Origin of the sequence: Paludibaculum fermentans (assembly GCF_015277775.1) — a bacterium.
In the GTDB taxonomy this organism is placed as follows: Bacteria; Acidobacteriota; Terriglobia; order Bryobacterales; family Bryobacteraceae; genus Paludibaculum; species Paludibaculum fermentans.
In genome coordinates, this window is the sequence record NZ_CP063849.1 from 5678274 (window position 1) to 5700516 (window position 22243).

Annotated in this window: 18 protein-coding genes; 4 read left to right on the forward strand and 14 right to left on the reverse strand. The window is 63.7% G+C overall.

Features of this window, described 5'->3' with window-relative positions:
* Positions 1 to 130: 130 nt before the first annotated feature.
* From IRI77_RS22350 to IRI77_RS22395, 10 genes are all read right to left on the reverse strand, one after another.
* The gene (locus IRI77_RS22350; RefSeq protein ID WP_228486260.1) at positions 131 to 826 is read right to left on the reverse strand and encodes a response regulator; all 696 of its coding nucleotides are present in this window, start codon (positions 824 to 826) and stop codon (positions 131 to 133) included.
* Between the two features lie 170 nt (positions 827 to 996).
* Positions 997 to 1368 carry a hypothetical protein gene (locus IRI77_RS22355; RefSeq protein WP_228486261.1) on the reverse strand — a complete coding sequence of 124 codons (372 nt, stop codon included), beginning with the start codon at positions 1366 to 1368 and terminating at the stop codon, positions 997 to 999.
* Between the two features lie 181 nt (positions 1369 to 1549).
* On the reverse strand, positions 1550 to 2179 hold the full coding sequence (locus IRI77_RS22360) for a response regulator (protein ID WP_194447231.1): 630 nt from the start codon (positions 2177 to 2179) through the stop codon (positions 1550 to 1552).
* Between the two features lie 13 nt (positions 2180 to 2192).
* Positions 2193 to 5240 (reverse strand): sensor histidine kinase, encoded by a 3048-nt coding sequence (locus IRI77_RS22365; RefSeq protein WP_194447232.1) that lies wholly within the window; start codon positions 5238 to 5240, stop codon positions 2193 to 2195.
* Positions 5215 to 6141, reverse strand: a complete 927-nt coding sequence (locus IRI77_RS22370; RefSeq protein ID WP_228486262.1) for a glycoside hydrolase family 16 protein — start codon at positions 6139 to 6141, stop codon at positions 5215 to 5217. Before IRI77_RS22370 ends, IRI77_RS22365 begins: the two co-directional genes overlap by 26 nt.
* A gap of 215 nt (positions 6142 to 6356) precedes the next feature.
* Positions 6357 to 9941 (reverse strand): TonB-dependent receptor, encoded by a 3585-nt coding sequence (locus tag IRI77_RS22375; RefSeq protein WP_194447233.1) that lies wholly within the window; start codon positions 9939 to 9941, stop codon positions 6357 to 6359.
* A gap of 231 nt (positions 9942 to 10172) precedes the next feature.
* Positions 10173 to 11972: a glycoside hydrolase family 97 protein gene (locus IRI77_RS22380; protein ID WP_228486263.1), complete on the reverse strand. Its 1800-nt coding sequence runs from the start codon at positions 11970 to 11972 to the stop codon at positions 10173 to 10175.
* Between the two features lie 57 nt (positions 11973 to 12029).
* Positions 12030 to 13226: a hypothetical protein gene (locus IRI77_RS22385; protein WP_194447234.1), complete on the reverse strand. Its 1197-nt coding sequence runs from the start codon at positions 13224 to 13226 to the stop codon at positions 12030 to 12032.
* Between the two features lie 20 nt (positions 13227 to 13246).
* A complete protein-coding gene (locus IRI77_RS22390) occupies positions 13247 to 14422 on the reverse strand; it encodes a DUF4852 domain-containing protein (protein ID WP_194447235.1) in 1176 nt (391 codons plus the stop codon).
* Between the two features lie 2 nt (positions 14423 to 14424).
* The gene (locus IRI77_RS22395) at positions 14425 to 14850 is read right to left on the reverse strand and encodes a hypothetical protein (RefSeq protein WP_194447236.1); all 426 of its coding nucleotides are present in this window, start codon (positions 14848 to 14850) and stop codon (positions 14425 to 14427) included.
* A gap of 124 nt (positions 14851 to 14974) precedes the next feature.
* Here IRI77_RS22395 and IRI77_RS22400 point away from each other — a divergent pair, with 124 nt between their 5' ends.
* Positions 14975 to 15556: an ECF-type sigma factor gene (locus tag IRI77_RS22400; RefSeq protein WP_194447237.1), complete on the forward strand. Its 582-nt coding sequence runs from the start codon at positions 14975 to 14977 to the stop codon at positions 15554 to 15556.
* A gap of 25 nt (positions 15557 to 15581) precedes the next feature.
* Positions 15582 to 18206: a serine/threonine-protein kinase gene (locus IRI77_RS22405; protein ID WP_194447238.1), complete on the forward strand. Its 2625-nt coding sequence runs from the start codon at positions 15582 to 15584 to the stop codon at positions 18204 to 18206.
* On the opposite strand, the gene IRI77_RS22410 is transcribed toward IRI77_RS22405, so the two are convergent.
* The 4 genes from IRI77_RS22410 to IRI77_RS22425 all read right to left on the reverse strand — a co-directional run bounded on the left by IRI77_RS22410 (position 18196) and on the right by IRI77_RS22425 (position 20918).
* Complete coding sequence (locus IRI77_RS22410; RefSeq protein ID WP_194447239.1) at positions 18196 to 19476, reverse strand: RNA polymerase sigma factor; 1281 nt, start codon at positions 19474 to 19476, stop codon at positions 18196 to 18198. The two genes, IRI77_RS22405 and IRI77_RS22410, sit on opposite strands and share 11 nt — an antisense overlap.
* A gap of 52 nt (positions 19477 to 19528) precedes the next feature.
* Complete coding sequence (locus IRI77_RS22415; RefSeq protein ID WP_194447240.1) at positions 19529 to 19951, reverse strand: YciI family protein; 423 nt, start codon at positions 19949 to 19951, stop codon at positions 19529 to 19531.
* 97 nt (positions 19952 to 20048) lie between these two features.
* Positions 20049 to 20462, reverse strand: a complete 414-nt coding sequence (locus IRI77_RS22420; protein WP_194447241.1) for a VOC family protein — start codon at positions 20460 to 20462, stop codon at positions 20049 to 20051.
* A gap of 15 nt (positions 20463 to 20477) precedes the next feature.
* Positions 20478 to 20918: a YciI family protein gene (locus IRI77_RS22425; RefSeq protein WP_194447242.1), complete on the reverse strand. Its 441-nt coding sequence runs from the start codon at positions 20916 to 20918 to the stop codon at positions 20478 to 20480.
* Between the two features lie 176 nt (positions 20919 to 21094).
* On the opposite strand from IRI77_RS22425, the gene IRI77_RS22430 reads away from it, so the two are divergent.
* Both IRI77_RS22430 and IRI77_RS22435 read left to right on the forward strand, forming a co-directional pair.
* Positions 21095 to 21745 (forward strand): SGNH/GDSL hydrolase family protein, encoded by a 651-nt coding sequence (locus tag IRI77_RS22430; protein WP_194447243.1) that lies wholly within the window; start codon positions 21095 to 21097, stop codon positions 21743 to 21745.
* Positions 21742 to 22242: a hypothetical protein gene (locus tag IRI77_RS22435; RefSeq protein ID WP_194447244.1), complete on the forward strand. Its 501-nt coding sequence runs from the start codon at positions 21742 to 21744 to the stop codon at positions 22240 to 22242. Before IRI77_RS22430 ends, IRI77_RS22435 begins: the two co-directional genes overlap by 4 nt.
* Position 22243: the final 1 nt, after the last annotated feature.

The window sequence follows — 22243 nt, forward strand, 5'->3', positions numbered from 1 at the left end:
AATACAGGCACGACTGGTACGAATGGAAATCTTGTTGTTTCGTTTGGACAGCTACCGGGTCGGGACGAGGACCCAGGCCTGCCTGGAGGAATCTGAACTGCTAAGTCCTTGACATCAACCGGGCCACGAATCAGAGCGCGATGAACCCGCGCGTCAATGCGATTGTCACCGCATGAGTTCTGTCGTTAGCGGCCAGCTTGCTGAGAATGTTCTTCATATGCATCCGCACGGTTTCGTCCGCGATGGATAAATGGGCGGCTACTTCCTTGTTGCGATTGCCGCGCGCTACCAGTCGCAGGACCTGTACTTCGCGAGGGGTCAACGACTCTTCCCCAAGATGATCGGCCAGTGCCGACGCCACCTGCCGCGGAATCGACTTCCGTCCGGAATGGACCTGGCGGATGACGTCGAGCAGTTCCTGGTTTGGCATGCCCTTCAGGGCCAGGCCCCGCACACCCGCCTCCAGCGCCCGCAACATATGGGCGTCGCCCTGCAGCCCTGTAATCACCACGATGCGGGCCGTGGGGCACTCCGCCAGAATCTGCCTCGCCACACTGTCACCGGGCATATCCGGCAACTGTAAATCGAGTGTGACCACATCCGGCCGCAGCTTCCGGAAGGCCTCCAGCGCTTCCTCCCCGCTGGCCGCCTCGGCCACCACCATCATGCCTTCTTCCTTGTTAATGACCGCCGCGAGTCCTTCCCTCACCAGGGGATGCGCGTCCACTGTCAGGACTCGAATCGACGCATTTCCGGATCTCAGACTCCAACGAAGCTCGGGGGCTGTCCAGGAGGCCTGGGGCATCGAGCTGGCAATCGCCGCCATGTTCCTTGTCTCCTTCCAATGTGGGTCCGGTTTACAGCCTCGACCCTTCTTACCTAATATGCGGCAATCCTGAAAAGAAACTATCCCAAAATATAATGATTGTTATCTACCACTGTAAGCGGGACAACACGCTACCACTTTTGAGGTAACAACGCGCTCAACCGCAGGGTCTACGGCTTGGGTGTCCGCGGCAGATGAGGGATGATGATCTCGCGCCGGCCGAACAAACGCGCATCGAGGGAGAAAGCACCCGGGCCCAGAAACACCACCGCCACCGCAACAATGACGATGAGCACTGTGGGCAGCGGAGCATTGAAGAGATTCCGCGAGGGAGCCGGCAGCCACGACATGGCGACACTCACCGCTTCCACGGCCACGACGACGCCGGCAACAGGGGTCATCAGGCCGATGCTGAGGGTGAGCCCCGCCAGCAGGCCGGCCAGACCCACCGCCGTGATCCAGACTGCCGCGTCGTCACGGCCAGACAGATAGACAGCGCTCTGAATCCCTGCCGTCACGCCCGCCGCGGCACGAAGCAGCAACAGGCCTACTCCAGGCCACCCGCCTGGAAACGTGGAAAATAGCCTCTGCAGCTTGCGTCTCCTTGCACCCTTACAGTGCGCTAAATGCGCACCTGACAGTAAGGTAGCGGCTGGCCGGACAAAGTGAATCCCTCAACTTCGTCATGCTCTGCTAACTCTATTGTGGTAGCCCTGCCGGCACTCAGAGTTGGATGACTCCGCGCCGCACAGCAATCGCGACTGCCTGCGTCCGGTCGCTTGCGCCGAGTTTCTCCATCAGGTGCTTCACATGGACCTTCACTGTCTCCTCGGAAATCCGCAGCAGTTCGGCGATGTCACGGTTCCGGTTGCCGCCAGCCAGATGCCGCAGGACGTCGATCTCCCGGTCTGTCAGTGACTCGTCGCTCAGGTGCTCGGCCAGTTGCGCCGCCACTTCGGCCGGCAGCCGTTTCTTGCCCGCATTCACCTGCCGGATCACCTCCACCAGTTCCTTGGGCGGCATGCTCTTGAGCAGGTAGCCCCGGGCGCCGGCGGCCAGTGCACGCTGAATTTCCACATCTCCTTCGAAGGTGGTGAGCATGATGATGCGCGCCTCGGGAAACTCGGTCCGGATCGCAATGACGGCATCGATGCCGCTCATATCCGGCAGCCGGAGGTCCATCAGCGTGACATCCGGTTTGTGCGTCCGGTACGCCTGGATCGCATCACTCCCGCTGGCCGCGTCGCCGACCAGCACCATGTCGGGCTGGTTGTTGATGATCGTTGCGATGCCCTCCCGCAGCAGTGGATGATCGTCCACGCTGAATACCCTGATCTGCTTTTCTTCGTTCATCCAGCTCCTTCACTCAAACCTTTGATTTGCCTACCCGTTTTCCACCAAACGCGATATGGTTCGGCACGGACAATTCGACTTCTGTCCCGGCCGAAGCGCTGCTGTAGACGTGCAGCTTCGCTCCGATCCATTCGGCTCGTTCCCTCATGCCGGGCAGGCCCCAATGCCCTTCACGGCCCTGCTTCAGCACCTGCGGATCGATACCGCAGCCGTCATCGCGCACCAGGAAGCGGAACTGCTTCGAGGTGTACTCCAACTCCACTTCAATGCTCTTGGCCTGCGCGTGCCGGAACGCGTTCACGACAGCTTCCCGGCCGATGCGGTAGACCTCATCCCGCAGGATTGGGTGCATCGACTGCGGCCGCCCCTGGACGATCACCCGGAATTTAACGTCTTCCTGGATGCCCATCTCCTGCTGGATCCGGGAGAACGCCTGGTCCAGGTCGTGGCTTTCGCTCCGCTGCGACCTCAGCCCCTGCACGGCGTGCCGCCCTTCCTCAATCACCTGCGCCATCAGTTTCAGAATCTTCTCCAGGCGCGGCTTGGCGGCCGACTCGTCGGGCAGTGTATCCGCCGCCACGTGCAACTGCATCGAGGCGCTGAGAAACCCCTGGAGGAGAGTGTCATGCAGGTCCTGGGCGATGCGCGTGCGCTCAGCCAGGCGCTCCTCGAACCGCATGTTCAACTGCCTGGTCAACTGCAGCAGCCTCAGCCGATAGAGCGCCGCCGTCATCAGGATCAGCAGCGCAGCGCAGGACAATTGAAACCACCAGGTCTGCCAGAACGAAGGCTCAATGTCGAACTGCAGGCTGGCCTCATTGCCGTTCCAGAGCCCGTCAACATTGCTGGCAATCACCCGGAACCGGTATGGGCCCGGGCCCAGGTTCGTATAGATGGCTTCGTGCGCGGAGGTGGGTTCGCTCCAACCCCGGTCGAACCCATCCAGCGTGTAGCGGAACCGCACGCGCTCGGGCACCGACAGGCTGAGGCCGACGAAGCCGAACGTCATGCGCTGCGGCCGGGCCGGAATCCTGGTGCGGCCGCCCAGTTCGATCGCCGCCCCGTCCGCCGCGAGCGACTGGATATGAGCGATGGAAGGCGCTGAGACGATCGTCTGGCGGCCCGGATCGACCACCGAGATACCGCGGCTCATCGAGAACCAGATGCGTCCCTCGGGGTCGGCCGCAACGGACCGGTGGCGCTTCACGCCTTCGACCCCATGCAGGCCGTCGGTCCAGCCAAACTCCCTTACCGCCTCGGCCAGGGAGGCGCCCTTGAGAATGAGAGCGCAGCGTAGCCGCATCACCCGGTTCGTGCTCGAGATCCAAAGCGAGCCGCCTTTGTCGAAGGCCAGGCCCAGAATCGGCTCTTTCAGCGCCGGGTAGTCGCCCGCCGGCGCCTGGATCCGGCCGCCGCGCAAGTAGGCTAGTCCGGCCGACGTGCCAATCCACAGGACTCCATTCGAATCCTCGGCCAGGCTGTTGACGCCTTCAGACGGCAATCCGTCTTTCAGGGCGTACGTGCGCCAGCGTCCCTGCGAGAGGGAGCTCAGGCCCTGCGGGGTGGCGAACCACATTGTGCCGTCCGCGGCCTCGAGAATCGAGGTGACCGTATTGGAGGCCAGCCCGCCGGCAACCTTATAGCTCGTGAACCGTCCGTGCTCCAGGTGGCTCACGCCGCCGCTCAGGGTGCCGGCCCAGACCGAACCATCCCGGGCGCGGTACACCGCGTAGACGCTGTTCTGCGCCAGTCCATCCGCCTGCGTGTAGGTCTTTGCCGTGATCTCACCGTGATCCACACGCAGTGCAGTCAATCCGCCTCGCTGCCGGCCCACCCACAGCTCACCGGGGGCGCCGCCGATGGAGTAGACCACATCCTGCCCAAGCCCTTCCACCCGCACCGCCGAGGCCTTCCCGTTCTCCAGTTTGTAGAGCCCGCCTTCCACCGGGGCGAACCAGGTCCGGCCGGAGCTTTCGGGAAACACCGGCCCATTGTTCTCAGAGGGCAGGCCCTCCGGCTCCCCGTAAGTAAGGAACACACTGTCGCGCAGCCGCTCGACGCCGCCGGCGCTGCCCATCCAGATGTTGCCCTCACGATCCTCGAAGACGGCCGTGACCGCCTCGGGGCTCCGTTTGGAGCCCTCATCCAGCATTGAGACGCCCTGCGCGTTCATACGGATGAGTCCCTGCGAGTTGGTGCCGACCCAAATGTTCGAGTCCCTGTCGCGAGTTAGCGCGAGAGCGCGTACCGGCAAGGGAAAGGCCGGCATCCTGGCCTGGATCAGTTTCTGCCCGTCCCAGTGCGCGATGCCATTATCGGTGCCCACCCACAACTGCCCCTCCCGGGTGGAGAGCAGGCAATTGATCTTCGGGTCGGGCAGCCCATCGCTGACCGCTTCAGCCTTGCCATCCCGCAGGCGGAAGAGACCCGCATCGCGTGTCCCAATCCAGATGGTGCCAGGTGTCGATTCCGACACCGAGAGGACAGGCGAGCGGGAAAGACCAGTCGTCGAGGCCACATTCTCGAAACGGCTGCCCGCGTACTTGATGGCGCTGCCTTCGCCTTCCAGCACCCACACCAGCAGCGCTCCGTCCTGCATCCGGCCCATCGCCGTGACGGTTGACGTCGGACGCCCTAACGCGCCCATGGCATTCTCGAACCGGCCGTCTTTATAGCGCAGCAGCGTCGGCCGCCGCAAACGAACCCACAAGCTGCCGTCCCGATCGCCCATCAAGCCCAGCACGTGGCCGTTCGCCAAGTTGGAGGTCGTGTCGCGAATAAGTTGGAACCTGGTTCCGTCGAAACGCACAAGTCCCTTCTCCGTGCCGAACCACAGATACCCATCCGCGGTCTGTGCGATGTCATAGACTGCGCCTTTGGGAAACCCGCTCTCTGTGCCCCAGTGGTCGCGGACATACTGCGACATGGCCCGGTTGGGATCCACCGCGCTAGCCGGTACCGCCAGGCACAGAGCCCCCAATCCGGCCAGCAGCCAGTGCCGCAGGCCGGTGGGCAGGCAACGGGACCATGCGGAGCTAGGGCAGATACTGGAACTTCTCAATCACCACCTCGGCCCCATTCCGCTGGAGCGTCCTTGATTTCCCATAGACATAGAGGTTCATATGAAGCGCCTCTCCGCCGGGTGAGGGGACACCCGAAGTGAAGACATGCTCCGAGATGACCGCCCCGCCGCGCTGCAATCCGTCCCCGTGCTGGGCCTTGAATGACACACGGCCCGGTTCCCAACGGAACGAATAGGTGATCTGGCCCGGCGGAGACAGGTAGCGAACCACATTCACAGGCACGTAATAGGGCTGGATCGTAAACTGTGAATTCTTCGACCCGGGATCGCCCCACTGGCTGATTTCTATGTCAATCTCCCGGTGGTTTTCCTCGACTCCCTGGTCGTCCCAGGTGAAGAAGCCCAGGACACTGGACGGCTCGAGACTCGCCACATCCCTCGTCACAAACACATAGGATCCGTAGCCCAGGCTGCGCTCCAGAGACAGCTCGGCGCACTCCCACCCATCGGCTCCTTTCGATATTTGCAAGTGCAGCCTGCCCCGGTCGTCCGTCCACGCGTTCTTCGCGGAATAGGGGTTCGCCGCGCCGCCCCGGTCGCTGGGTAGAAGGCGGACCTTCCAGTCGTAACCGCTGAAATGCAGCGTTGGCGACGTGAGCGTTTCTGGCGCACCACCTTTCACGACAGCAACGGCGCTGATTTTGCCTCCGATGGGCGGCAGGCTCGGCATTGTGGGAGCGGGCGCGAAACTCCTATCCACCAGCAGGGCGGCGTACTCCGTGCCCATGTGCGTGGCGCTCTTCCAGGTGGAGTCCGGCTGTATCTCGGTGTTCGGCAAGGTGGTAAAGGGCTGGACCCACCAGATGCCGCCACGCGCGTAGAGCACAAGTTTCTGGCCTGGCTTCGCGCCTTTCACCCGGCCCGCAATCGTGCCGATCATCTTGGGGCCGCCCGGACCTGTTGCCGGGACCTCAGTGAACGCTATCGATGGTTCGGGCTCAACCGCCGTTTGCCGCCTGCACCCGATGAGCAGGCAGCAAAACGCCAGGAGAACCACGCCAAGCCCAGGCGCCGGCCTCCACGCTACACGCTGCTCATTGCGCGATTCAACCACGGAACCTCAATTTTCGCGCCGTTCGCGGGGAAAGTGGAGCCTCACCAGTCCGCCCTCAAGCCCAGTTGGATTTTCCGTGGGGTAAACCAGTCGCTGGTGCCGGTCACCTGACCGAACAACGGACTGGCTGTGTTGACGTTGATTGTGCCCCAAAGGGTTCGATTGAAGGCGTTCAGCACCTCACCCCGCAATTGCACGCGCACCGCTTCGACCGGGCGAAATCCTTTCTGCACGGCCAGATCCTCCGACATCTCCCACGGGCTCCGCAATTGGGAGAGCTTATAGGATGTATTGCCCCGCTGGTAGCGCCCCAGCGTCGTGGGATTCACGAACAGCGGAGTATTCACATAGCGGTTGGCGGAGTTCGGCTGGCTGATGCGGCTCATGTCCAACTGGCCTGCGTCCCAACCCGTGGCCAGCGGCAGCCCGCCGGGATTCAGTGCATAGCCCCGGTTTGTCGCGAAGTTGCTGTTCGGTGTGCCGGAGCCGCTGACACCCAGGGCCCATCCGCTGTTGTAGGTGCCGATGTAATGCAGGGTCCATCCGCCCGCCAGCAGGTCCAGGGCGGCCGGCAGCGTCTTACCGAAGCGCCGCCCCCGGCCAAACGGAAGTTCGTACTGCACCGCCGTCTTGAAAACATGCGACCGGTCTGCGTCGGAAACCGACTTGTCCAAGCGCTGGTTGTAGTAGTCCAAGGGACGGCCGCTGTTGGCGCCCCACGTATCTCCGAAGGCCGATCTCACGTTGTCGATCGATTTCGAGAACGTGTAGTTCCACAGAAACGACAGGCCGCCGGAATACCGCTTGTTCACCTGCACCTGCAGGGCGTGGTAGGTGGAGAATCCCAGCGGGCTGTCCGCACTCTTGATCTCGTTGGTGCCCAGCATTTGCGGATATGGCAGCAGGGTCTGGTAGGCCGGCACCCGGATGCCGGCATCAAGGAACGGATACCGCCCGCCTGCCGCGGCCACCGAGGCCGGCAGTTCCGCCTGGCTGGAGACCGTGACGCCCAACGCGTCGCCCAGCGCCAGGAACCTGGGGTTCAACTGATTGAGGCGCCGCAGTTCATTCGCCTGGATCCCTGTGCTCTTGGAGCCCACATAGCCGGCGTCAACCACGATGCCGGCGCCCAGTTCGCGCTGGATGTTCAGGTTCCACTGCTGCGTGTAGCCGTTCTTGCCAGCATTGGGATCGTAGCTCACAATGCCCCAGATGCCGGGCGAACCGTTCGCCAGCGAGGCGTTTTGAGGTAGAGGCCGATTTACGCCCGGATAGGGATTGTTCCAGTTCCAGGCGGCCTGGTAGTCGACCGTCGTGCTGACGCGATTCTCCTGCCCGAAGCCGGCGGTCTGGGCCCACGGCACGCCAGACCAGCCGTTGCCGTTCCGAGCCAGGTAGAAGATCCCATAGGCTCCGCGAACGGTGGTCCTGGCATTGACCTGGTAGGCGAACCCGATGCGAGGCGAGAAGTCCGTGTAGTGATTGGGCGCGAAGGTCCGGCGGTCGGCACTGGCGAACTCCAGTGCGCCGGGCAGCCCCCATGCCGGATCCACCACGCCTGGATTCCAGTTGCCCAGCCGGTTGTACTGCTCCACCGGCAAGGGCTGGTAATCCCAGCGCACGCCCAGGTTGAGCGTCAGACGGCTGGTAGCGCGGAAATCATCCTGCAGGAACAAAGCGAAGTTGGTGAACCGGGACCCGGTCGGCGTCGGAGTGGGAACCGTGGCTGAGGCAACCTCGCCCAGCAGCATGCTGGCGAAGCCGTTGCCTGTCTGCGTGTAGCCCGGCAAACCCGTCTGGGCCTGGCTGAAGTTGATGGCCGCCGGCCCGTTGTCCGTCCGCCAGCGCAGGTACGAACGTCGCCAATCGGCTCCAGCCCGCACCGTATGGCGGTTCCGAACCCAGGAGACCGTGTCGATTACCTGGAAGTTTTGCCCGGCGCCAAAGTCGTTCGTCTGGAAACCGAGCGCCGGGTAGTTGGCGGGGTAGTTGTTCGATCCGAACTGGATCTCCGAGTAGTTGAACTCCTTCGAGAGTCCGGTCAGTCCCAGGGCGGCCACTCCGTTCTCGCCCAGGTGCGCCGACACGCTGGGGTTCCGCTGGCGGTTGAACCCCAACTGCAGGTGATTCAAAACCGAGGGCGACAGTGTCCAGTCGTACGCCAGCCGGCCATACCAACTGCGGACCCACTGCAGCCGGGCGCGCGACAGCGGGCCGCCCGATGGATCGTTGAAATCCCAGACTCCGCCCTGGTCCAGGATGGTTCTGGGCCGGTCGATGTAGGAGAACGATCCGCTCAGCTTGTGTGCCGCCGAGAGGTAGTGGTCGAGCTTGACCGAGAACTGGTTCTGCGTGAATCCAGCCTGGTTCGACACGGGAAAGAACGAGTTGTTCAGCAGGGGCACCTGGCCGTCGGCGCTTTTCACGGTGGGCGAGTAGTGCTGCCGGAAGATGGCGCCCAGCTTCTGTGCCGGTCCGGAGATCCGGCTCTGCGGGATCAGGTTGCCGGCGAACACATCCCGCACCACCTGTCCATTCACCGTCCGGGTGGAGGCCGGGTCGTAGATCGCGCCCTGGTTGACGTTGCGTCCCTGCGCATCCTGGCCAAGCACGGTGCCCGTCATCAGGCGGCTCAGATTGCCATTCCAGAATTCGTCCAGGGGAACCGTGACCGTGGGCGAACCACCGCCCGCATACGACTCCTTGTAGCGCTCGTACGCAAGATAGAAGAACGTCTTGTCCTTACCTTTGTAGAGCCCCGGCAGCACCACCGGTCCGCCCAGTGATCCGCCCCAGTCGTTCCTGCGATCGCGCTGCCGCGGCCGCCCATAGTAATTGTTCACGAACGAGTTGGCGTCCATCCACTCGTTGTGCAGGAACCCGACGGCCGACCCATGCATCTGGTTGGCGCCCGACTTCATCACGAAGTTGAAAACGCCGCCGCCCGTGCGGCCAAACTCGGCGCTCATGCCGGATGTCTGCACCTTCAGCTCTTCGAAAGCCTCCAGCGAAGGGCTGGACTCGCCGAACTGTCCACCTATATAAATGGTGGCATCGGCCCCATCCAGCACCACCGCCTTCGAGAACGCGGCGCTGCCATTGATCCGGCTTTCGTAATTGTTGCCGCCGACGCCGGGAGTCAGCTTGTAGGCGAAGTTCTCCGCATACCGTCCCCCGCTGAAGCTCAACGGCAGTCCGGTCAGCTTCTGGTGATTCAGCACCGTGCCGACATCCGGCGCATCGGTCTGCAGCAGCGGAGTCTCCGCCGTGACGTCCACAGACTCAGTCAAGGTGCCCAACTGCATCTGCGCGTCGATCCGCACGACCTGGGCCGCGTTGAGGACTACCTGCTCGCGGATCAGCGTTTTGAAGCCGCTGCCCCGAAACGCCAGCCTGTAAGCACCGGCCGGCAGATTCGGGACCGTGAACAGCCCCTCTTCGTTGGTTCGCGATTCATAAACGGCGTTCGTCGTAGCCGATTCGATCTTCAGCTCCACGCCCTTGACCGAAGCGCCGGACGAATCGCTGACCCGGCCTGTCAGCGTAGCCCGGTCCTGCTGGCCAACACACATAAAGACAAGTGCGAACGTAATCAGAATGTAACGGGAAACACAGCTGCATCCCATAGCTCCCTCCGGTCTGCAACAAGGCGTTCAACCCCATGCCCACAAGTCACAGATGTCGGGTCACGACACAGTGCGGGACACCTCGGCCAATTCCAGATTTGGCGGGGTGCCGAATCTCAACGTTTCTTAAGGATAGTTCGTGTGGGGGATATGGCGCACCCCCATTCTGTGGAGGATTACTATTACTCGAAATGGGGATGGGTTGCTGCCTATTTCGAGGCGGCACGCAATCTACTGCAGTTCCAAAGCAAACCCGCCCGATGCGGCCAGTTTCAGCTCCAACACGTCGCCGCGATTCACGGGCCTTCGTTCCACCTTGACCTGCCGGGCAGCGGCTCCATCGGTGTAGATGATGGCTGTTGCCGGCCCCGGCAGGAAGGTCAGCGGCACGGTCACGGTCCTTGCTTCTTCGTTTGTCAGCCCGCCAACAAACCAGCGCCTGCCCGACCGCCTGGCGACGATGACAGATTCGCCCGGCCGGCCGTCCAGGACACGCGTCTCGTCCCATACCGTGGGCACGTGGTCGAACAGCGCCAGCGCAGGATTCGTCTCGTCCACGTCGGAAGGACGGTCATACCAGTACATGAACTGGAATGGGCTGTAGTAGACGATGGACAACGCCATCTGATGCGCCGCCGAGTTCTTCAGCCGCGGAGTCGACCAGCAGATTGTATAGTCCGCCGCCCCGGCCAGGTACCGCGTAAACGGCAGCACCGTGTTGTGCGTGGCGTCGGGGAATTCTTCATTGCCGCGGATCCCCTCCTGTGTCAACAGATTCGGCCAGGTGCGGCTCATGCCCGTGGGCCGGAACTCGTCGTGGATGTCCACCATCAGGTGATGCGCGGCCGCCTTGCCCACCGCGTCGTACAGCCAGCGCGTCCAGCCCTGGCTGCCGGTGTTGACAAAGCCGTACTTCACGCCGCTCACGCCCCACTTCTCGTACAGCGGCAGGATCTGGTCCAACTGCCGCTCCATCGCCCGCCGGTTTACATACAGCAGCACGCCGATCTGGCGGCTCCTGGCGTAGGCGATCACGGCCGGCAGGTCCAGCCCCTGATACTCCGGCTCTTTCCGCAGCCGCAGGGGATCCACCTGGACCCGCGACGCGTCCGACTCGTCGCTGTACTCGTGGCCATACCAGCCGGCATCGAACTCGATATAGCCCAGCCCGCGCCGAACGGCGAAATCCACTGCCTCCCGGGCGCCTTTTGTCGACAACGTGACCTCCCGCAACACCTTGCCGGGACGGATCCACGACAGATCGGCGATCCGCGAGGGCGGGCAGAGATTCAGCAGCAGGTAGTTGCGCTCCAGCAGGTCGCCGGGTTTCTGCCCCACGAGAAACACGCGCCAGGGCGTCTCAGCCGCCCGCGCGCCTCCGGCCAGCGATACCGTCACAACTCCGGGTCGTTTCGCCGGATGGGACAACCGCATGGACGAATAGTCGCTGAGCGCCGCTTCCGCGATGGCGGCATACACGCCGTTCGCATACTCCAGCGTGAGCGGCCGCTCCGCGTTCGGCTTCAACTCGTCCACCGGCACTTTCGCATAGCGCGACTGGGCCCCGTGTGTCTCCCAGGCCAGTGTGCCCGGAGGCAGCGCGAACTCCGTGGCTTCGTTCTCGATCGCTACGGCCTGCGGCAAGCGGTAGCGGAATGCCAGGCCTTCGTCATAGGCGCGTACAATCAATTGCAGCGAACGCCGTGGCGGGATCGTCTCTTGCAGTTCGACCACCGCTTCTTCGTAGTGGTCAGGGATCAGCGCCCGCTCTCCGTACACGGGCTTCCATTGCGAGGAATGCGTGGTGTGGGTGGCCGTGCCCACCCGCAGAAACGGACCCAGCGGAGCGGCGCCATCCAAGATAAGTCCGATGACCGAATCCAAAACCAGCGGCTGTCCGCCGTACTGCACACGGTACTTATTCCCCTCAATGCGAAAGGACAGCCGCCCATCCGGCGAGGTCATCTCGAAACTCTGTGCCTGGCAGACGGAAACCAGGCAGGCGGCCAAAAGAAAACGGGCAAGTCCCATGACAGATAACATCTGATCACAGTCCTTGCCCGTGGACAGCGGGAGGGGATCCGCCGTTTACTTCTTTTTCTTGAAGATGTCCTTCAGCGCCTTCGTCGCCTCGCCCACGCTCTGCGCCGGAGCCGCCCCCATGCCCGCCAGCGGCAGGTTCGGGAAACTCAGGCTGTACTCCCGCACCGTCTGGATCTGCTGGCTCTGCAGTACGGCCAGTTGTTCCAGCGCGACGTCGAAGTTGTAGGCGTTGCCCACACCGCCATTGGGCGCCTGATTGCGGAAGAGACGGAAAGTCGCGTCGCGCGACTGCCCGGGATTCAGCACGAACTGCGGATCGGCTTTGCCGCCCTGCACCACGCCGATGCCCGTCACGCTGGTATCGTACGTGCCCGCCCGGCCCCAGTAGTAGCGCTGGCCCAGGTTGTCGATCACCGAACTCGTCCCGGCCTTATAGCCGAGAATGAGCTGCTCCCCCGAGACGTTCCGGATCCGGACATTGAGGCGCACCACGTGATAGCGGCTCTCAGTGCTGGGGATTACGCTCTTCACCTCAGCAATGAACGGACCCGCGTTATAGCAGCGCTGCAATCCCGCGCAGGCATCGGCTACCGGAGCCTGCGGCGCGGCGGCGGCCGGAGGGGCGGCCGGTTGAGGCACTCCCGCCGGCGCTGGAGCCACGACTGGCGGTTGCGCCATCGACGGCGCTGCCTGCCCCGGTGCGTTGAAACTTGTGTTGTTGGTCAAAGCCTTGAAATGCAGGGCATGCTCGGGCCCCAGGCGGATCTGGTTGCCCGGTAGGGGCACGATCTCGCGAATCGTCAGTTCCAGCTCGAAACTCAGCCCGAACACCACGCCGCGCGCGGGCTCCCAGATCAGCTCAAACCGCCCATCGCTTGCCTCGCCCGGCTGCAGGACGAACTTCGAGTCCGCGTTGCGCCCCGAGATCTCACCGATGCCCCGGATCGTGCTTGCCGCATAGCGGTTCCCCTGGTCGTCAATAGCGGCGCCGGAGCCGCTGACGTAACCGAGGATCAGCGGCCGGTTCGTCTTGTTCTGAAACCGGATCGACGTCGTCAGCACCTTGTAGCGCCCCGACGTGCTTGTCCGGAAGTCGTTGATCGTCGCGAGAAAGGGCGTCACTTCCGCGCACGCGTTCCGCCCCCCACAGAGCGGACCCATCTGCGCCGCCGCCGGACTCCCCATAGCCAGCAAGACCGCCACCGCCCCCAACGGGCAAAAACTCATCAGGTTCATTTTCATAAGTGCAGTTCCTCCAGAAATTACCGCTGCGATGCCCACTGTGCGTCCACCAGGTGCAGCACGATCTTGATGCGCGGCAGACTGTTCATCCCGCGGCTCATGAAATCTTCGTCCGCCGCATACTGTGCCCTCAGCGCACTGTGGAAGTAGTTCTTCTCCGGATGGTTTGTTTCGTTGACCTCAGGCCCCCAACCCAACTCCAACCCGCTGCCGGAGTTCTTCGCCGAAGCCACCGCGCCATACTTCTGCGTGAGCGACTTCCGGAAGATCTCCGAGTCGAACCAGGGGAACAGCCGCTCCACTCGAATCGCCCGCACAATCTCGTCCTTGTCGAAGTACGCCGTCACGCACACCGCGCCCGGGTTCGGGCTGCGCCTCCCGACATAACTCGCGCATCCCATGCTGTTCACTTCCAACGTGCCGGCGAACTTGTCGACACCGTTCTTCGGTGTCACGCGCTGGGGCTTGCCGGCCGTGCGCGCCAGTGTCGCTTCGAGGTCCGACACTTTCACGCCCACCCGGAATCCGGCCACATCCGCCTTCGCCAAATCAAACGGCGCCGCCGGCGCGCTCGCCGCCAGGGGCACGATCCTGGGCAGGTACACCACATTGCCGTTCCCATCCAGCAACCGCGAGGAGAGGATCTCCGCCCGGATGACCCGTTCGCCCGTCACGCCGCCGGCCGGATCGCCTTTGCCAATCACCTTGAAATGAATCTCATTCGTCACGTGCCGCGAGATCTTCTGCAACTGCAGGTCGAAGGCTCGAGCTTCTTCCTTCGGCATCGGGATGGCCCGCGCGCCCTCCACGTTCGCGAACACCAACTGGTATTGCTGCCGGAACGCATTCACGGGCACGAAGTAGCCTGGCCGGAACAGCACGACATAGAATTCGCCGCGCTGGTGGTCGTACTCCGAGATCGAGTCGTTCACGCGCATCACGAACTCTTTGCCCGGATCCGATGAATTCAGCTGCGCCTGCAACCGGGCCGTCTCGGTCTTCACCGCATCCGGCCGGTCGAAACCCGACGCGCTGCGCACCGCGTTGCTGCTCTGCGCCACGGTCTGCAGGTCCAGCGGGTCGCCTGTCAGCTTGTGATAGACCAGCGCGATCGCCTGATTCTCCGCATCTTCGTTCTGGGCGAAGAAGGCCGTCGCGGCCAGTAGTCCCAGTACTGCCAACCGTGTTGCCCGCATGTCTACTTCACCTCCGCCTTCTTACGCAATCCAATGGACTCGCCGCTGGAGAACTTCAGTTGCATGCGTTCCGGACCATCGAGAGTCAGGACCGCTTCCAGCCCGTTGGCGAGCCTGATGGCGCGGCCGCCATCTGACCGTGCTTCCGCTTTCAACGGAGTCATGCCCGCATAGATGTCATTGCCATCCACGACAATCAGGTGCAGGCCGTTGACGTAGGCCAGGACCGCGCCCGGCATGTCCGGCCGGCCCGCGGCGCGGTCGAGCTCCCACACCTCTCCACTCCTCGACGGGGCGCGCACACCTGCTGAATCTCCACCGCGGCCGCAGCCGGCCAGGCCTGCCAGAGCGACAGCCAGCATCATCGCCTGGCCCGTCCGGACCCAGCGCGCGCAAACAGGCCGGGCAGTACACGTAAGTGCTTGCATGGGAATATCCTTGGGTGTTAGCATCGCGGCATCAGGGCACACCTGTCGCAGGCCTCTGCCCACGGTCGTCAGCTGGGTTCCCTGTCCTCACCTCGCAATGCGCAGAGACCCTGGAAAAACCGTCATGTCCTCGGAGAATTCATTCAATGGTGACGGGGTCGAATCCGGTGAACCTCTCACCGTGGAGCGGCGGCGCGAACTCGATCATCTGTTCAGCGTGACCTATGAGGAACTGCGGCGGCTCGCCTCCACTGTCCGCCGCGGAGATCCCAGTGCCACCCTCAGCCCCACCGCCCTCGTCAACGAGGCCTGGCTCAAGATGGCGAACTCGCCGCGCGTGACAGCGGAATCCCATCTCCACTTCAAACGCATCGCCGCCCGGGCCATGCGCCAGTTGCTCGTCGAAGCCGCCCGCCGCCGCCATGCAAATAAGCGAGGCGGAGAGCAGGGAATTGTGTTTGTAACCCTACAGGACTTCATCGACCAATCGAAGCCCTATGAAGATCAGGTGCTCGCGCTCGATACCGCGCTCGAGGATCTCGCCCGGCTCAACCCGCGCCAGGCCGCCATTGTCGAAAGCCGTTTCTTCGGCGGATTGGATGTCGCCGAAACCGCGCTCATGCTCAATGTTTCGGAGGCAACCATCCTCCGCGACTGGCGCGTAGCCAAGGCTTGGCTCGCTCGTGAGCTGCGCCGCAACGCCTGAGATTTTCTTCGCACTGGGGGGCAGGTTGGACAGCGCGCGCCTGGAGCAGATCCAGAACCTCTTTCACGAAACGGCAGATCTGCCGGAAGCCGAGCGGCTGCCCCATCTGCAGGCCGCCTGCGCAGGCGATGCGGCCCTGCTGCAGGAGGTTCTTTCCCTATTGGAGGAGGATGCCCGTCATTCCTCCCTGCTCGACCAGCCGGTCGGCAGTGTCGCCGGCAAACTCCTGGCCGATCCGGCCCAACCCCGCCAGTTCGGCCCCTACCGCGTCACTTCCCTTCTCGGCGAAGGCGGCATGGGTGTCGTCTATCTCGCGGAACGCGACGACCTTCGCAGCCTGGTCGCCATCAAGATCCTCCGCGATGCCTGGCTCTCACCCGCCCGGCGCGAGCGGTTCTCCGCCGAGCAACGGACCCTCGCCCAACTCAACCACCCCTCCATCGCCCGTCTCTACGATGCGGACACTCTCCCCGACGGCACCCCCTGGTTCGCCATGGAGTACGTCGAGGGGGTGCCCCTCACCACCTTCTGCCAGCAGCACGCCTGCTCCATCGAGCGCCGCCTGCGCCTCTTTCGCGCGGTCTGCGAAGCGGTGCAGTACGCCCACGGCCACGCCGTCATCCACCGTGATCTCAAGCCCTCGAACATCCTCGTCAAGCAGGACGGCTCCGTCCGGCTGCTCGACTTCGGCATCGCCAAACATCAGGAAGCGCTCGACTCCGCGGCCGACGTCACGCAGACCGGGCTCCGCCTCATGACCCCGGCCTACGCCGCACCCGAGCAGATCCGCGGCGAGCGCGCCAGCATCCACAACGACGTCTACGCCCTGGGCGTGATTCTCTACGAACTGCTGGCCGGCCGCCTTCCGTTCGACCTCTCCAACCGCACACCCACAGAGGCCCAGGCGATTGTCGTGCAGCAGGAGCCCGAACGCCCCTCCAGCCTGGCCCGCAAGGCGGCCCGGCTCTCCGCCAGCGACTCCTCCTGGGCGGATCTTGATGTCCTCTGCCTGACCGCGATGCACAAGGACGTCCAGCGCCGCTACGGCTCTGTCGAGGCGCTCATGCGCGACGTCGATCATTACCTCGCCAACCAGCCGCTCGACGCCCGGCCGGACTCGCTCCGCTACCGCCTGGGCAAGTTCATTGGCCGCCATCGCAGCGCCGTCGTCACCTCTTCGCTCGCCGCCGCGGCGGTGGTCGGCCTGGTCATCTTCTTCACGGTCCGCCTGGCCAAGGCCCGCAATCTCGCGGAAGCCGAGGCCGCCCGCACGCAGCGCATCCAGCAGTTCATGACCCGGCTCTTTGAAGGCGGCGACGAAGCCGCCGGACCCAAGGACGACCTGCGTGTCGTCACGCTGCTTGACCGTGGTTTGCAGGAGGCGCGCGGGCTCGACTCAGAACCCGCCGTCCAAGCCGACCTCTACCAGACGCTCGGCGGCATCTATAAGAAGCTCGACAACCTCGTTCAGTCGGAATCGCTCCTCAAGCTCGCCCTGGAACGCCGCCAGGCGCTGTTCGGGCCGAATCACCCCCGCGTGGCGGAAAGTCTCGTGGCGCTGGGGCTGCTGCGTGTTGACCAGGCGCGCTTCGATGAGGCGGAAAAACTGGTCCGTGATGGCCTCGAGATGAGCCGCCGCACTCTTCCACCCGGCGACACCGGGATCGCCCTCGCCGCTTCCGCCCTGGGCCGAGTACTCAGCGAGCGCGGCTCCTACGACAAGGCGATCGGCGTTTTGGAAGAGGCGGTCCGCCTCCGTTCGGAGGGGGAAGTCACGCCCGAACTGGCCTCCAGCACCTACGAGCTGGCGAACGCACATTTCTACGCGGGCCACTTCGTGCAATCCGGAGAGCTCAACCAGAAGGTGCTGGCCATGCACCGCCAGCTTTACGGGTCGCGCCACCCCCACGTCGCGGAGGACCTGATCAACCTCGGCGCCATTCAGTTTGAGCAGGGCCGCTACCCCGAGGCGGAGGCCCTCTACCGCCAGGCGCTGGAGATCAACCAGTCCTGGTACGGCAAAGACCACCACACCACCGCATCCAACCTCACGATGCTCGGCCGCGCCCTTGTCCGGGAAGAACGCTTCGACGAAGCCGTCGACCTGCTGCAGCAATCCGTGGCCATCCAGGAACGTGTCTACGGCCAGGACCACCCGCGCGTAGCCTCCGCCATCAACGAACTGGGCTCCGTCGCCCTCAAGCGGAAGCACCTGGACGAAGCAGAGTCTCAATTCCGGCGCATGGTGGAGATCTACCGCAAGGCGAATGGCGACCGCCACTACCTGGTCGCCATCGGACTGTCGAATCTGGCTAGCGTTTACATCGAGCGCAAGGAAAACCACCGTGCCGAGCAAATCTATCGCGACGTCGTCCAACGCTTTACCACTGCGCTCTCGCCCGGCCACCTCAACACCGGCATCGCCCGCATCAAGCTCGGCCGGTCGCTTGTGCGGCAGCAGAAGTATCCCGAGGCCGAGACGGAGATCCTGGCCGGGTACGCGATTCTGACGAAACAAACCAGCCCTTCCGTCACCTGGCTCCAGGCGGCCCGTCAGGATCTGATTACGCTGTACGATGCGCAGGGCGATAGCGCCAAAGCGGCCCTCTATCGGGCCGAATCCGCGAAAGCCGCGCCGCCTAAGAAGTAGACGCCGCGCACTTCTGCACGCGTTCCACCAGCAGGGCCTTCTCCCGGCCGTTCTGCGCCAGCGACACGGCTCGCTCCAACTCCAGCCGCGCCTCGTCCATGCGGCCCAGTTTCATCAGAAAGTCGGCCCGGACGCTGGGCAGCAGGTGATAATTCTCCAGAGCGTTCGCCGCGGACAGGGCATCCACCAGTTCCAGCCCGGCGGCGGGGCCAAACGCCATGCCTACCGCGACCGCCCGGTTCAGTTCCACGACCGGAGAAGGCTGCAGCCGCACCAGTTCCCGGTACAACATCGCGATCCGCCGCCAATCCGTCTGCTCCGGCGTCCGCGCCCTCGCGTGGCAGGCCGCAATCGACGCCTGCAGGACATAAGGACCCACGTCGCCGTCCTGCGCCTCACCCAGTTTGTAGGCCCGGTCCAACGCCGCCAGGCCGCGCCGGATCAGCAACTGGTCCCACAACGACCGGTTCTGCTCGTACAACAACACCGGCTCGCCCTTGGGGCCCACGCGCGCGCGCCCTCTCGACGCCTGCAATTCCATCATCGCCACCAGGCCGTGAACTTCCGGCTCCTGTGGAGCCAGTTCCGCCAGGATCCGCCCCAGGCGCAATGCGTCGTCGCACAGCCCCGGCCGCATCCAATCGTCGCCGGCCGTCGCCGCATATCCTTCATTGAAGATCAGATAGATGACTTCGATGACCGAAGTCAGCCGCGCCGCCAGTTCTTCGCCCCGCGGCACTTCGAACGGCACCTGCTTTTCGGCCAGTGTTCGCTTCGCCCGCACGATGCGCTGAGCGACTGTGGATTCGGTGACGAGGAAGGCGCGTGCAATCTCACCGGTCGTCAAGCCGCCCAGCATCCGCAGGGTCAAGGCGACGCGAGCCTCGGGCGGCAGCACCGGGTGGCAGGCGGTGAACACCAGCCGCAGCAGGTCGTCGCCCACGGGATCGTCCAAAGCCGCTTCCACTTCCGGCACGGCCATCTGCCGCGCTTCCAGCTCGATCCCTATCTCCTCGTGCTTCCGCTCAATCCGTTTGTTCCGGCGTAGATGGTCGATGGCGCGGTTCTTGCCCGCCGCCATCAGCCACGCACCTGGATTGCGCGGCACCCCCGACTCCGGCCATTGCTCCAGCGCAGCCACCAGCGCATCCTGCGCCAGTTCCTCGGCCACGCCGACATCGCGCACAATTCGCGCTAGTCCAGCGATCAGCCGCGCCGATTCGATGCGCCAGACTGCTTCGATCGCCCGGTGTATATCGGTAGCCGTCACAACTACCGATCACACCACCTTCCACGCCGCACCCGCAAGGGCGTAAGCGTCCTTACGTGCTCTGTCCCGTCTTTTCCTGCATTTCCGGGAAGGCGCTCGCCGCTTCTTTTACATCCGGCGGGAAATCGGAGAATTCCATTACCTGTCGCAGCTCAATCGTCTCGTTGTCCGAACCCGGGCACCGGGTCGCCCACTCAATCGCCTCTTCCCGCGATTTCACCTGAATCATCCAGTAGCCGCCCACTACTTCCTTCGCCTCGGGGAAAGGTCCATCCAGCACGTTTGGCTGGCCGCCTTGGAATGAGACCCGCACCCCCATCGATGGCGGATGCAGCCCGTCCAGCGCCAGCAGGACCCCCGCCTTCTGCAGTTGTTCGTTGTAGGCCATCATCGCCCCAACGGCCTTCGGGTCCGGCATCGTTCCGGGCTTGGCGTCTTCATAACCCTTGGGCATCATCAGCATCATGAACCGCATACCCACTACACCTCCCCACCCGTGCGTCTTCCCTCGCAGCGGGCCATTCCCGGGCCCTTTGGGGGACGCCACCACAGCGTCCCCTCGCCCCTGACTTCTACATCGCCGGATCGCAGTTCACAATCCACGGGATCCCGAAACGGTCGGTCAGCATCCCGAAACGGGGTGACCAGAAGGTCTCCTGGATCGGCATCGAAATCACCTGCGCTCCTTCCGCCAGGGCATTGAAGATCCGGTTCGCCTCGTCCGGGCTCTTCACGTGCAGCGAGACCGAAATGCCAACCGGCTTCTGGTACTGGCCCGCCATGGCATCCGACGCCATCAGGGTCTGGTCGCCCACCTCCATGCGCGCGTGCATGATCTTCGCCAGTTGTTCCTTGGGCACGTGCTCCGCCGCCGGGGTGCCCGCATGGGGCATCATGGCCGTGATCTTGCCGCCCAGGGCCTGCTCGTAAAACTTGAAGGCCTCTTCGGCCTGTCCATCGAATGTGAGATAGCTAACCAGCTTCATAGTCGTCTCCTTGATCTAGACCTTCCCAGCGGTCTTCTCCAACTGCGCCCGCATCGCCTCTTCATGCGCCGCCTCTTCGGGCGTCAGCACATCCGAGGGGAAATCTTCCGTCTCGAACACCTGGCGAAGTTCCAAAACACCTTCGTTGCCCTCCATCGGGCCAGGGCACTTCAACGCCCATTGGATCGCCTCATCCCGGGAGTTCACCTTCAGCATCCAGTAGCCGGCGATCAGCTCCTTCGTCTCGGGGAATGGCCCATCGACTACCGTCTTCTGCCCGCCCGAAGAGACAATCCGAGCTCCCTTCGAGCTGCCCTGCAGCCCTTCGCCGCCCAACAACACCCCGGCGTCGAGCATTTCCTGGTTGAACCGCCCCATGGCTTCGATCAGCTCTCGGCTCGGCATGACACCCGCCTCTGATTCGGGAGTCGCTTTGACAATCATCATGAATCGCATTCAGGTCACGTTCCTTGTGGATTTTCACGCCCGACGGCCCGGTCTGCATCCCCCAGCCGTTCCTTTCGGGCTCTACCCTTGCGTCGATTCGCGACGCCCGGAATCGACAGCAATCGCGAGATTTTTTCCGCACATGGCCGCCGTGCCGCTGCCTTGCTAGCATGATCGTCAGCATCATGAGGACTCTTATCCTGCTCGCCAGCCTCCTGCTCCCTCTACAGGCTCAGATTGTCCGGGAGAACATCGAATGGCTGGACGTGTGGATGCCCGACACCAACGTGCACGCCCTGCCGCGCGTCCTGCTCATCGGCGATTCCATCACCCGCGGCTACGGCAAGCAGGTGGAAGCGCTGCTCAAGGACAAAGCCTACGTAGCCCGCCTCGCCACCTCGAAGAGCCTGGGCGATCCCGCCCTGCTCGATCAGGTTTCCCTTGTACTCAAGGAGCAGGCCTTTGACGTCATCCATTTCAACAACGGCATGCACGGTGACGGCTACAGCGAGGAAGCGTATGCGGCGGCCCTGCCTGAGCTGCTGGCCACGTTGCGCCGCCTGGCGCCCAAGGCCCGCATCGTCTGGGCGACCACCACGGACGTCCGCGTGAAGGAGCATCTGGACCAGGTCGCGCCCAAGACCGGCCGCATGATCAAAAGGAATGAACTGGCCGCGGCATTCGCGAAGCAGGAAGGACTGCCGGTGGACGACCTCTTTGAAGTGATTAAGGACCACCCGGACTACCACGTACCCGACGGAGTCCACTTCAACGCCAAGGGCTACGAAGCACTCGCGGCGCAGGTGGCCGCTGCCGTCGCGAAGGTTCTCCCGTGACCGTCCTGTTGCGGGGGTGGTTGCTGGCAGGCTGCCTGGGCGTTCTGGCCGCGGGCCAATCCTTCCCCACGACTCAGGTCGAGACCCTGGCCGGCGGGAAACTCTCCATCCCCCAGGCGTTCGGAGGCAAGCCGGCCATTCTGGTCTGGAGCTTCAGCAAGAAGGCCGGAGAGGCCACCCGGGCTTGGACCGACCCCTTGGCCAAGGAAGGCCTGCCGGTCTGGTCCGCGGCCATGCTGGAAGCCGCGCCCCGCTTCGTCCGCCCCATGATCCGCGGCGGGATGCGCAAGGACATGCCGGAAGCTCAGCAGCAGCACGCCCTGCTGTTTTACCAAGGCGAAAAGCAGTGGCGCCAGATCCTGAAGCCGCCGAAAGATGACGATCCGCTCGTGGTCCTGCTGGACGCGCAGGGCAATGTGGCGTGGAGCTACTCCGGCGTTTACGCCGCGAAGACCATTGACGAGGTCCGCCAGCGATTTAAGAGCCTCGCGAAGTAGC